We start from the raw sequence: 13,035 nt of genomic DNA on the forward strand, positions 1-13,035 counted from the left end.
TCTCAACCCAGCCAATTTTATATGTCTCTGGATCCTAACCCTGACGGTGCACCTCCTTCAAGGGGCCCAAAACGCAACTATGGGCCTGGCTATGGCCGATCCGGAAACTACGGCGGTGGGGGAGGCTACGGCGGATATGGTCCAGGTGGTTATGGCGGCGGCTATGATGCGGGTCCACAAAAGACGCTGTTGGACTACATCATCATCGTTCGTCAGCGCATCTGGTATCTGATCTTCATTTTTCTGCTGGTGTTTGGTGGAGTCGCTTACTACACGCTCACTCAGACCAAGGAATACACTTCCGGGGTGCGTGTGCGCATATTGCGCAGTGATGCAGGGCCGATGGCAGGGGTTGCAGTCGTTGACGAGAACAGCCGCATTGCGAATTTGGAAGACTTTAACACCCAGATCCAGATCATGGAGAGCAACTCCATTATCGATGCAGTGGATGCGCGGCTCACGGGCAATGAGCGGGAGCGTTTCCTCGCCCCCTATCAGGGCGAAGATCCCGCCTTGGAAGGGCCGTTGTTTACGCAGAAGATCCTGTTCAACCACAGGAGCATCAAACCGCAACGCGCGAGTCTGGTGGCAGACATTCTTTATACGCACCCGGATCCCGAGATCTCTGCGAATATCGCCAATTATTTTGCCGAGGAGTACCGCAAGTACAACATTAACCTGAACCTCGAAGAGGCACGGCGCTCGGTTGCGGACCTGCAGCGCAAGTCGGAAGAACAACGCACAAAGGTCAGGGCAATCGAACTACAGGCTGCTGATTATAAGGAACGCCATGCGGCGGTTTCCATGGATGAGGATGAAAACATCGCAGCCCAGCAACTCCAGCATCTGAATCAAATTTTGACGAATGACATGAACCGCCTGAGCGAACTCAAGACCAAGGTGGATGTCATTCGAAAACATGAGGTGGATGGAAAGGCCTTGTGGGATCTCTCTTTCATTGCATCCAACCCGCTCGTTGCGGAGTTGCAGGCGGTTCGCTCGACCAAGAACAACGAAATCGCATCACTGAAGGAACGCTACCGGGAAAAACATCCGCGCATGATTGAGGCGATCCGCGGTCTTGCGGAGATTGATGCCGAACTAAGCTATGCGGTGGATTCTGCGAAAGCCAAAATTCTGGCAGACTACGAGCAGGCACAGTCCAACTACGAGAATTCGCGACGCAATCTTGCGGATCAGCAACAGAAGCTGATCCAGATCAGCAAAATCAAGACGGACTATAACAGCATCCTTCTCGACCTCGAGGTGGAGAAAAATTTCTACCAGACGCTCACTTCGGAATTGAGCAAACGCGAAGCTGAAACCAGTTGGCAGAAGGCCAATGTGCAGATCATTGACCGAGCGGCTCCACCCATTGAACCCAGTTCTCCCAAAGTCATGCTCAATCTGGCAGCGGGTTTGGTCGGCGGCGTGGCACTGGGATTTGGGTTTGTGTTCCTGCTCGCTTTTTTTGATGACCGCATCAAGACCATGTCTGATGTTGAGGAAACCCTGGGGCTTCCCATCATGGGGGTGATTCCGAAATTCCTTGGCAACAAGGATTTTCATGAACGTGCCATTGCGGTGATCTCGCAGAAGAACAATCATGTTACGGAATCGTTTCGCTCACTTTATTCCAGTCTGCAGATCATCGAGGAAGGCCGGGACGCAAAAAAAATCCTGGTCACCAGTACCGTGCCGGGTGAAGGCAAGTCGACCATTTCGGCGAACCTCGCGCAGTCGTTTGCGGCGCACGGTTCCCGAACCCTCTTGATCGATTGTGATTTGCGCCTGCCCAATGTGGCCCGACTCCTCAAAATTGAAGGGGAAAAAGGACTTCTCGAGCATTTTAAGGATGAAATCCCTGTGGATGAACTGTTGGTAAAGGGATACGAGCACAATCTGGACATCCTTCCGTTGTATGGAGAATCCCGAAACCCGATTCAAATCCTCAACAGCAAAAGATTCGAGGAAATGCTGGCGCTCCTGTGTGAGCGTTATGACAAGATCATCCTTGACTCTCCTCCTGTTGGTGCGGTCAGCGATGCTTTGAACCTGCTTACCCATGCAGATGGTGTGCTCTACGTTATCTCCTACAACACGGTCAAAATGCGTGCCGCTCAGGGTAGTGTGCGGCGCATTGCGGAGACACAAACCCCAATTTTGGGCAGTGTGCTCAATTCGGTACCGAACCGGATTACCAGTTATTACTACTCGCATTATTATTATAAGGCGTACGAAACCACCTACGGAAAAAAGCGGGTTTCTTGACCTGTGCCGATGAGAGATTCATAGTGGGGCTGAATGAAATCCATGGCACCCACACGGGAAACGGTCATCATACCGGATGTTCACCAGAACCACCGATTTGTGGACAAGGTGCTGGAGCGTCACGACTTGGGCAGCCTGCATCGATTGATTTTTCTTGGTGATTTTTTTGATTCAAAAGAACCCTTTTTCGCGCATCGTGAAGCCCTGGAAGCAACCCTGCAGCGCATCCTGAAATTGGTGTGCGAACTGGGTGACCGTATGCTCATTCTGCTGGGCAACCACGACGTGCTCTATTATTTCAACCGTGAAGAGGGGGCACTCGATGCAGTTGCCCGCAATGCGTTGCATTCCTACTATGGGCTACCCAACCGTGAGTCCCTGGCAGTTGCCGCATCTATGGAACTCGCGCCGATGTGGGAGCGTGTGCAGTTGGCGCATCTGGAGCAGGGCTATCTGCTGACACATGCCGGAGTGACCTCCGAATTCTGGTCGAAACGCCGATCCTTTGAACAGAACGTTGCCCACCTCAACCACTCCATGACGGGGTTGCTGGATGCGCAGGGTCAGCTTGCCCCCGTGTTCCGGGCAGGATTTTCGAGAGGGGGAGATGCGCTTCGTGGTGGACCACTCTGGCTCGACTGGAATCAGGAATTTACCGAGGAGATTGGAATCCCCCAAATTGTCGGACACACCGTCGGTTCAGGCTTTCGGCAACAGGGACGAAGCTACTGCCTGGATGCCAGGCAGCAAGGCTATGGCGTGTTGCAAGCAGGACAACTCTCCTGGGTTGCGGTTTAGTTCGTGGTTCTTGCTGCAGTCGTGCTTTGACGGGTGCCTTGCGACCCTGATTGGGGGATGGGGCATCACCCTGAATCGTGTGGGTTCCATAAGGGAGAAACACCTGTTTTTTTAGAGATAACCGATAAAATCGGACTCCGGCCATGCAATTTTTGGCATGCCTTACCGTTCCAAACTGTTGGGTTGCTTGATGTTGAGAAACTCTAATTTTGTTAACCATCCTTATAACAAATATTAATATAATGCTTGATTCCCGTAACCGTGGGGCGGTATGATTCCGGCATTCGTTGGCATTGAAAGCGGTGGTGATCCCTGGATGTGCCGAATTGTTACTCAGGAAGAAATTATCCAATCAACAAGATTACCATGGCCAAAAAACGAATGGTGAATATCGATGGAAACACCGCTGCTTCCAACGTGGCTTACGCGCTCAGTGAAGTTGCCGCGATTTACCCCATCACGCCCTCCTCGGATATGGGGGAGAATGCAGATGCGTGGGCAGCAGCAGGAAAAAAGAACATCTTTGGTGAACGTCTCGAGGTCGTACAGATGCAGTCGGAAGCAGGTGCTGCCGGTGCGTGTCACGGATCGCTCTCGACGGGTGCTCTGACAACGACCTTTACGGCATCGCAGGGTCTGTTGCTGATGATTCCGAATATGTTCAAAATCGCTGGGGAGATGTTGCCCACGGTGTTTCACGTCACTGCGCGATCCATTGCGGCACAGTCGCTTTCGATCTTTGGTGATCATTCAGACGTGATGGCCTGTCGCTCAACCGGGTTTGGCTTCATGGCGTCGGCGAATGTGCAGGAGGCTCAGGATATTGCAGCCATCACGCACCTCGCCTCGACGGAATCGATGATTCCCTTTGTTCATTTTTTTGATGGATTCCGGACATCCCACTCGATCCAGAAAATTGAGGCCGTTGAGTATGAGACGCTCAAGGAGCTGTTCCCGATGGATGCGCTTGCCAGTTTCAGGGCGCGGGCGATGAATCCGGATCATCCGATCATCAAGGTCGCCGCACAGAACCCGGATGTCTATTTCCAGGGCAGGGAAACTGTCAACCGGTTCTACGATGTGCTTCCGGGAATCATCAAAAAATACATGGCACTGTATGCCGAGAAAACGGGGCGCAGCTATAAACCCTACACCTACATTGGAGACCCCGATGCCGAGCAGATTCTCATCGCGATGGGTTCTTCAACAGAAACCATCGAAGAAACCATTCGCTACCTCAATCAGCGCGGGGAAAAGGTGGGTGCGATCAAGGTGACCCTGTTCCGTCCGTTTTCGCTGAGCGACTTTCTTGACGAAATCCCAGGCAGCGTCAAAAAAATCGCAGTTCTCGACCGCACGAAGGAACCCGGTGGACTGGGTGAGCCATTGTACCAGGATGTAGTGACGGCACTGTACGGGCGAGACATTCGCATCATTGGGGGTCGATATGGTTTGAGTTCCAAGGAATTCACTCCCTCCATGGTTAAGGCGGTCTTTGACCATCTCGCAGCGGACGGACATCACGGTTTTACGGTTGGAATTCATGATGACGTGACAAACCTTTCGATTCCGGTGAACGAGCAGATTGATACCGAAATTCCGGGAGTCGTGCGCTGCAAGTTCTGGGGATATGGATCTGACGGAACCGTTGGAGCCAACAAAAATTCGATCAAGATCATTGGGGAAGGCACGGACAAATACGTTCAGGGTTATTTCCAGTATGACTCCAACAAATCTGGAGGTTATACGATTTCACACCTGCGTTTTGGCGATCAGCGCATCCAGTCGGAGTATTTGCTGACCAATGTGGATTTTGTGGCACTTCACCGGCGCGAATACATTGGCAAGTATGACATCCTTGAAGGCATTGTGCCGGGAGGAACCTTTCTGCTCAACAGCAACTGGAAGGTGGAAGACATCTTCGGTAAGTTGACGAAGGAGATGCAGGAAACCATCCTCAAGAAGAAGATCAAGGTTTACAACGTGGATGCTTCGAAGATCGCAAAAAAGGTGGGTCTTGGGGGACGCATCAACACCGTCATGCAGACGGCATTCTTCAAACTCTCGGGCGTTCTGAGTGAAGAGGAAGCCATTCCGATGATCAAAACCTACGTGGAGAAAACCTTCAAACGAAAGGGACAGGAAATCGTTCAGATGAACTGGGATGCGATTGATGCTTCGGTCGATGCGATTGAAGTGGTTCCGATTCCGGAAAGCTGTGAAACGAGTGCTCCCATTCAGGATGTTGTGCCTGCGGATTCCGATGCTTATGCACTCGAAGTGGTGGATCCGGTTCTGCGTCTGAAAGGTGACTTGGTGCCCGTTTCCAAGATGAGTTTTGACGGGCGTTTTCCGACGACAACAAAACGACTTGAAAAGGCGGGACGTGCAGGACGTGTTGCTCCCTGGTTTGAAAAACTCAATCCACTCGACAACATTCAGACCGAGGACATCTACTTTGAATATCCCGGTTGTTGTCAGGGTTGTGGTGAAGTTGGGTACATTTCCATGGTTACCCAGCTTTTTGGAGACCGCATGATGATTGCAAACGCGACGGGCTGTTCGTCGATTTACGGTGGAACATTTCCGACCAGTCCCTATGCGACGGATCGCAACGGCAAGGGGCCGACCTGGGGCAATTCGCTTTTTGAAGACAATGCCGAATACGGATTTGGCATGCGCCTCGCAGTGGACCAGAACCGTCGCCTGCTCAAGGCAGCGTTGGAGCGCCTCTCAGAGAACGGGAAATGTCCGGATTCGCTGAAGGATCTCATCCGGAAGCGCTTGGCAGACTGGGCATCGGTGTCGCGCGAAATGAAAGAACTCTCTGAGTTGATCAAGCAGCAGTTGAGCGCGCTTCTGGAAGCGAATCCCACTTCTGAAGACCTACGGATCGCCTTCGACCTCAAGGACAATCTGGTCGATCGCAGCATCTGGGTGTTCGGGGGTGACGGCTGGGCCTATGATATTGGGTTTGGCGGACTCGATCACGTCATGGCCAGCCAGAAGAATGTGAACGTGCTGGTGATGGACACTGAGGTCTACTCCAACACGGGGGGGCAGGCCTCCAAGGCAACTCCTCGTGGTGCCGTGGCGAAATTTGCCGCTCTTGGAAAGCAGTCGGGCAAGAAGAACCTCGGCCTGATGATGAGCACCTACGGGTCCTGTTATGTTGCCAGTATCAATCAGGCAATGGACAAGGAACAGTGCATGAAAGCGTTTGTGGAGGCCGAACAGTTTGAAGGTCCCTCCATCATCATTGCATATGCCCAGTGCATTGCACACGGCTATGATCTGAGGTTAGGCATGCAGCAGGCGAAAAAAGCGGCGGATACCGGTTACTGGCCGATGTATCGCTTCAATCCCGCAAACCAGGGGTCGGATACACCAGTCTTTTCCTGGGATTCTCCTGAGGCGACGATGCAGTTTGGGGAATTCACGGAAGTGGAGAACCGCTATAAAATTCTCTCCCGCGCGATGCCGGATGAGGCAGAGCGTCTTCAGGCACTGGCGCAGCAGGACAATGCGCGTCGTACCAGTGAAATCCTAAATCTCAAGAACCTCTAATCCCAAGAACATGGCTGACTTAAAAACAAGATACATGGGACTGGACATCGCGAACCCGGTGGTTGTCGGTGCCAGCAAATTGACCTCGTCGGTAGAGGGCATCCGGCAGGCCGAAGAATCGGGCGCAGGTGCGGTCGTCTGTGCTTCCCTGTTTGAGGAGCAAATTCAGCTCGAACAGTGGAAAATGGACAATGACATTGCGTCACTGAGTGACGTGGACTCTGAGATTGGCAGCTTCTTCCCATCGCTGGAACATTCCGGACCCCGTGAACATTTGCACTGGGTGAAACGAGCCAAGGAGAGCGTGAAGATTCCGGTGATTGCGAGTCTGAACGCGGTCGAAAAGGCGACGTGGGTGGAATATGCAAAAATGCTTCAGGATACGGGAGTGGATGGACTTGAATTGAACTTCTACCACATCCCCGGGGATGCAAACCGCTCGGGGGCTGATGTGGAAAAAGCACAACTGGAGGTCATTGCTGCGGTCCAAAAGGTGGTTTCGATTCCAGTTTCGGTGAAGTTGAGTTATTTCTACTCAAATGTGCTCCACTTGATCACGGAAATGGAGAAGATCGGGGTCGCCGGATACGTCCTGTTTAACCGGCTCTTCGAATCCGATATCGATATCGATGAAGAGAAACACACCATTCCGCTCAACCTGAGTTCGAAAGGGGACAACAAGCTCGCCTGCCGCTACATGGGATTGCTGTTTGGAAAAGTGAAGGGACAACTTTGCAGCAACAATGGGGTGTTCTCCGGGCGAGACGTCGTCAAGGCGATTCTCAGCGGAGCCAGTGCCGTGCAGGTTGTGAGTACTCTCTACAAGAGTCGTTTTGACCAGATTTCGGAGATCCTCAAGGATCTGGATCGATGGATGGAAGGAAAGTCATACTCCAATATCGATGCCTTCATCGGAAAACTGGCAGAGTGCAATGTGAATGATCGCTTCGTTTACAAACGTGCCCAGTACGTGGATTTGATCTTGCGCTCCAACGAGTTGTTGGATGCACCGGGTCGCTGAGGGCTAAGTCAGTTGGAATTCAATGCCTCGAGCACGATGCCCGGGGTAAGAACTTCGGGGAGGATGATAGGTTCATTCTCCCCATTTTTATAGACCAGGTTGACGGGAACGGCGGCTTTGCCCAGCTGATGCAGGCGTTCGGTGATGCGAGGATCGCGGTTGGTCCAGTCTGCCTTGAGGGCGACAATGTTGTTTCGCTCAAAGGCGTCGATCACTTCCTGGGAACCAAACACCACGCGCTTGTTCACTTGGCAGGTGGCACACCAGCGCGCGGTGAAATCGACATAAACCGTTCTGCCTTCCCGCACATACTGCTCGACGCGCTCTGGAGACCAGGGTTCCCAAAATTCCTTTTGCACCCGGGGATGACCGATCCAGACTGACAAAACCATGAGCGCAAGCCCTGCCATGATTGCACTTCGCCGGACCTTAGCCCGGCGGTGCGGTGCTGCCCACCTTCCGTAGATCCAAAACGCCATCGCAAAGAGTGCCAGACTGAGCAGAAGGTTCAGTTGGTTGGTATCATCAATTTGTCCAATCAGTGCCCAGAGAAGATAAGCGGCGGTTCCATAGAGCGGGAATGCCATGAACTGTTTGAAGGTTTCCATCCATGCGCCCGGGCGGGGCAGCACCTTGAGGGTGGACGGGAAAAGGCTCAGCAACAGGTAGGGGGTCGAAAGTCCCAGTGCGATAAAGGTGAACAGCAGCATGGCCTGCCAAGCCTCGAGGGCCAGTGCGGCTCCCAGTGCTGGCGCGAGAAATGGAGCGCTGCAGGGTGTGGCTACGATGGTGGCGAGCACGCCGGAAAAAAAGGAACCCATGGGTCCGGATTTGTGCTGGAGATCACTTCCGACCCCCACTGCAGACATGCCGAACTCAAAAACGCCGCTCAGGCTGAGCGCGAAGGCAAGCATCAGTAGAATCAGGGCATAGTTGAACCAGGGTTCCTGCAGTTGAAAGCCCCAGCCCAATTGCTCGCCTCCAGCACGAAGCAGCAGCAATACGGATGAGAGTACCCAGAAGGACACTAGAACCCCGGCGGTGAAGATGAGTCCATGCAGGATGATTTTTCGTCGCTCCTGGCCAGCTTGTTCTACAAACCCCATGATCTTCAGACCGATGACCGGAAAAACACAGGGCATGAGGTTGAGGATCAGGCCACCAAGAAAGGCCAGCCCCACGAGCAGCGTAAGGTTGGTCGGTGCGGTTGCTTCGGCGGGTGCAGCGGACGCTTTTGTGGCTGACGGGTCGAGGGTGAGTTCCGTTCGCCAAGCAGTTTGTTGACCGCTCGGATCGGTGGCGACGAGCCAGCCCTTGATGGACTCGGTTGGAGTTTCGGCATGTGCGGCCTTGCGGGATTGCAGGCGAAGACCTGCGTCAGTTCGAGTCAAGTGTTGGGGTGCAGCCGCATCGACGATGGGCATTTCGGGGAAAAAGTGGAAGGAATCATCAACAAGAGAGGGGTCGGGTAGGAAATCCAGGTGAATCTGGACCTGATCACCGGCAATGCTGTAGTTTCCGGGGTAGACATCGGTGTAGGCGTTCACGAGGGAGTCAATCTGCTCTCCAAGTCCGCTGGGAAGCTGGGTGGTGTCATTGAGGTCGAGCTGGAGTTCACTCATCCCGGGCATGCAGACTTTCTCGCATTCGAGCCATTCCACGCGGGCCTCCAAGCGGAGTGGGGTTGTGTTGGAGAGTTGCTGCGGGTCCACCCGAATCTCTGCGATGAACAGGGCTGTGTCCTCATGCACGTAGTCGACCAGTCCCCGGTTAGAGTAGAGTTGCGGTATGCTTTGGTAGGTGGATTCGATGGTCATGCCCTCTGGGAGAGACCAGTGGATTGTCGTGGACATGCCCGTAGTCCCCGGATTCTTCCAATAGGTGTGCCATGCTTCATCGATACGGAATTCCACCACAGCGTGAAAGCGATCACCATCCCTTGACCCCCAGTCGGAGACGAGTCGTGTGTGTACGTTTGCTCCCTGTTGAAATGGTACTGGTTCTCCAGAAACGGACTGCAGGGCAACGGCCAGCAGAAGCGCAGCAGCCATTGCAGATTTTGCGAGTGGACGACTCAATGGGATGTTGGGAAAGCAAGTCATGATTCAACAATTGTCGGGATCAGCCCCCGGGAGCTGTCGACGCAAGGACAGCCGATTCAGTATATTGACTTGCTTAACGTTTGGATAGCCGAAAGGATTGACGTTAGTTTTATTTTGATCTCTTTCAGATTTCCCTTTGTATATGTGCCTATGGAGTCCCAGTCAGGAAATCAGCTCAGCAGAACGGTTACCGTGAAGAATAAAATGGGTATACACGCCCGTCCGGCTGCAATGATTGTGCGGATTGCGAACAAATATCCAGGAGATGTCTGGGTGATCAAGGACACGGAGCAGGTGAATGGTAAGAGCATCATGGGCTTGATGATGCTGGCTGCTGGCAACGGCTCGAAGCTTGAGTTTCAAATCGAAGATCCAAACGGAGATGAATTTTTGAATGAAGTGGAGGAGCTTTTTGACCGCAAATTTGATGAGGTCTGAGGTCCATCCCCGATTCGGGGGATCCGATCAATGAGGAATGGCAAAGGAGACACGCTCACCATCTTTCAGCAGGAAAATGGATTCCTGTTGGCTCGCATGACCCATGTCGGTTCGAGCGTGAGGGTAACAGAACTGCTTTCGATTCCGACCCATGAGATAACGGGTAATCCTTACACTGCGCTCAGCTCGTTCCGTTCCGAAAAAAAAGGATTTCGGGATGTGAATCTGGTGGTCAGCAGCTCGGCATTCCGGCACTGCATTCATGAACCTGAAACCGCTTCCAAAACCAAAAACGCAGATTACATTCCCGAAGTGGTCAAGCAATGGTTGGGGACCGATAAGGAGGATTTTTTCTTTCAGGTGATCGATTGGGCGACTGGCAACTTGGTTGCAGTGGAGAATCCCCAGTCAAAACTCATGCTGATTGGTGGCATGAAGACCGGTGCTTTGGAGCAGTTGCAGCGGCAGATTCTCGATGCGGATTTTTTTCCACGGCGATTGGAGAGTTCGGTTTTTCTGATGTTGGGACTGCTGAAGAAACTGATACAGACCGGCAAAGTTTCCGGCCCCGTCATGCTCTTGGAATTGTTTGAAGAGTCAGGAGTGTTGTTTGTGCTGCCTGCGGAAGGAGAACCCATGCTGCGGCAGATTGATTCCGGTTATGCCTCCATGTATGAGCAGATCAAAAAAGAACTCTCCCTCAAGGACAATCGATCTGCCCGCAAGTTGCTGTACTCCAGCACCATCGATCTGAGCGATATCGGGCAGCAGGTGATTCGACCGGTCTATCGTGAGATTGCATCGATTGTCGGGCTGTTCGAGGTTGAAACCGGGCAGTCGATTTCTCAGATGGTTGTTGCCAACGGCATGCCCAGTCAGCATTGGGTTTTTGAGCTGCTTTCAAAGGATTTGGGCATGAATCTCCTTTCCTTTGACCCCAGAGAACTCGGAGAGATGGTCGGCGTTGAGTTTGATGAGGCAGTGGAGTGGATCAGGGATGATAATCGCATCCTTCCTCTGGTAGCAGCGATGGGAGTGCTCTGATGAAATTTTCCTTAGGCAAGCGAAATGAATCCAGAGCGCAGTGGCGGGCGGACTTCCGGTTGGTGGATCGCTTGCCCGACACCAAGGTCATTCGCACGAAGTTTCTCATTAACTTCTGTTTCATAGCTGTTCTGATCTGTCTGCTCCTGTTTGCCGGATACCGGGAACTCAACAAAATCGGGCTTCGGCAGTCGATTGCATCTCTTCAGACGGAAGTGCAGTCGCGATCCTCCACAAACCGCCATGTGACCGAGCTGAGCAGGGAGTTTCGAGTAATGGCCAATAAGATGGATGATATCCGTGCGCTCACACAACGCCCCATCCGCCCGACCTGGCTGCTCGTGGAACTCGCGCGCATCCGCACTCCCGATGTGGTGTACGATACACTCTCTTACGAACACTTTTGGAACACCGAACTCAAGGGTGAGGCATTCAAAGTACGCCTCACCGGCAAAGGTCGCACCACTGCCGATATTGCGGAGTTGAAGAACCGTCTTGCCATTCTGGAAGTGGATGAATCCTGGGAGCTTCAGGTTTCCGAACAGGGCAATCCTTCAAAGGACGCAACCAGCGGAGTTTTTTCGTTTGTGATCGAATTGCACATTTTCAAGCGCAGCAATGGAAGCCAGTGATATAGTCGACAGTGTAAAGCGTTATCCCGTTGCGTGGCTGGCAGGAGCGGCTTCGTTGGCAGTCGCTGGATTCCTGTACGTCACGATGGGATCGTTGGGTGAACTGGAAAATGAGCTGTACGAACTTGAGCGCGAAGTGCAGACTTTGAAATACAACGCTCGGGAGGGTTCGGACATTGAAGAGGACCATGAGCGCTTTGCTTCGATGTTTGAACAGATCGACGTAAAACTCATGGACCACACCCAGATCGCCAACAACAATGGGTTCTTCTATGCCTTTGGCCAGGAGCATGCCGTTGACATTACTGAGGTTTCGCAGCGCCCGGTGATTGCGGAGGCAACAAAAATTCCTCCGGGTGATATTTGGACGCGCAAGCACTACGCAGTGATCCCCTTTCAAATGCAGGCGAGGGGATTGCTCACGGATCTTGCAACGATGCTGTATCACTTTGACGCGTCAAATCGCCTGATTGCTGTGAGAAGATTCGAACTCAGCACGACTCCCAGTCCGGAGGTAGGCTACATGGTGATGTCTCTCGAGGTCAATGTGCTTGGGAAGGCTGTCGCAACTTCTGGTGGAGGTGAATCATGAGAAATCCAATCTTTCGCAAGGGGGTGATGGTTGTTGTCGCCTGGGTTCTGGCTTTGTCAGTCAGCGCGCGTTCTTCCCGCATCTTGTCCGACCAGGATCGCGAGTCCTACCTCTCGGATCTGGAGTCAATCCTGCAATACCAGGACTCCGATCTTGAGCAGGCCATTCCCTACATCATCAACCCGTTCTTTTTTGACCAGCCGTTGCTTCTGAAGTTGCGCGCACCGGGTGGTGTTTCGGACACAGATTTGCTTGCTTCGGTGGCGAGAGTTCTGGTCGACGAAGTGTCGGGTGCATTTGTGCGTGGGGATCGTCGGTCGCTGCTCATGAAGAGTGGTGATCTATTGCGCGAAGGCGACCACATCACTCGAACCCTGCCTGATCTCGGAGGTATCCAGAGTTCTGTAACCATCGTCCGGATTGAACGGGAGCGGTTCATCCTGGAACGAAATGGTTTCCGCCACGAAGTCGACTTGTCTGGTCGCTGATCTTTTGTTGAACTTGCAATCCTTGCCTGACGCACCTGAAAAGGGTGTGGCATTTTCTCCCAACTCTAACCCTTTGGAATCT

General features: G+C 52.8%; 10 protein-coding genes. 9 read left to right on the forward strand and 1 reads right to left on the reverse strand.

Translation table 11 applies throughout. The features are described 5' to 3' along the window. The first annotated feature begins 21 nt into the window (after positions 1-21). The 4 genes from ABQ298_12910 to ABQ298_12925 all read left to right on the forward strand — a co-directional run bounded on the left by ABQ298_12910 (position 22) and on the right by ABQ298_12925 (position 7,657). Positions 22-2,271, forward strand: coding sequence for a polysaccharide biosynthesis tyrosine autokinase (locus ABQ298_12910; protein ID MEQ9825277.1), 2,250 nt, complete (start codon positions 22-24; stop codon positions 2,269-2,271). 42 nt (positions 2,272-2,313) lie between these two features. Further along, positions 2,314-3,069 (forward strand): metallophosphoesterase, encoded by a 756-nt coding sequence (locus ABQ298_12915; GenBank protein ID MEQ9825278.1) that lies wholly within the window; start codon positions 2,314-2,316, stop codon positions 3,067-3,069. A 366-nt stretch (positions 3,070-3,435) separates the two neighbouring features. Then, positions 3,436-6,636: a pyruvate:ferredoxin (flavodoxin) oxidoreductase gene (gene nifJ, locus ABQ298_12920; protein ID MEQ9825279.1), complete on the forward strand. Its 3,201-nt coding sequence runs from the start codon at positions 3,436-3,438 to the stop codon at positions 6,634-6,636. A 10-nt stretch (positions 6,637-6,646) separates the two neighbouring features. Then, positions 6,647-7,657, forward strand: a complete 1,011-nt coding sequence (locus ABQ298_12925) for a dihydroorotate dehydrogenase-like protein (GenBank protein ID MEQ9825280.1) — start codon at positions 6,647-6,649, stop codon at positions 7,655-7,657. Between the two features lie 8 nt (positions 7,658-7,665). Here ABQ298_12925 and ABQ298_12930 read toward each other — a convergent pair whose 3' ends face one another. After that, complete coding sequence (locus tag ABQ298_12930; GenBank protein ID MEQ9825281.1) at positions 7,666-9,759, reverse strand: thioredoxin family protein; 2,094 nt, start codon at positions 9,757-9,759, stop codon at positions 7,666-7,668. Positions 9,760-9,828: 69 nt separating this feature from the next. Between ABQ298_12930 and ABQ298_12935 the strand changes: the two genes are divergently transcribed. Genes ABQ298_12935 through ABQ298_12955 form a run of 5 tightly spaced genes read left to right on the forward strand, consistent with a single transcriptional unit; the run spans position 9,829 to position 12,953 of the window. Continuing rightward, a complete protein-coding gene (locus ABQ298_12935; GenBank protein MEQ9825282.1) occupies positions 9,829-10,197 on the forward strand; it encodes an HPr family phosphocarrier protein in 369 nt (122 codons plus the stop codon). A 30-nt stretch (positions 10,198-10,227) separates the two neighbouring features. Further along, complete coding sequence (locus ABQ298_12940; protein ID MEQ9825283.1) at positions 10,228-11,241, forward strand: hypothetical protein; 1,014 nt, start codon at positions 10,228-10,230, stop codon at positions 11,239-11,241. After that, on the forward strand, positions 11,241-11,873 hold the full coding sequence (locus ABQ298_12945; protein MEQ9825284.1) for a hypothetical protein: 633 nt from the start codon (positions 11,241-11,243) through the stop codon (positions 11,871-11,873). The genes ABQ298_12940 and ABQ298_12945 overlap by 1 nt, the downstream gene beginning before the upstream one ends. Next, entirely contained in the window at positions 11,860-12,465 is a 606-nt protein-coding gene (locus ABQ298_12950) for a hypothetical protein (protein ID MEQ9825285.1), read from the forward strand. Before ABQ298_12945 ends, ABQ298_12950 begins: the two co-directional genes overlap by 14 nt. Continuing rightward, positions 12,462-12,953: a hypothetical protein gene (locus ABQ298_12955; protein MEQ9825286.1), complete on the forward strand. Its 492-nt coding sequence runs from the start codon at positions 12,462-12,464 to the stop codon at positions 12,951-12,953. Before ABQ298_12950 ends, ABQ298_12955 begins: the two co-directional genes overlap by 4 nt. The last annotated feature ends 82 nt before the right edge of the window (positions 12,954-13,035 follow it).

The organism is Puniceicoccaceae bacterium (genome assembly GCA_040224245.1).
In the GTDB taxonomy this organism is placed as follows: Bacteria; Verrucomicrobiota; Verrucomicrobiia; order Opitutales; family JAFGAQ01; genus JAKSBQ01.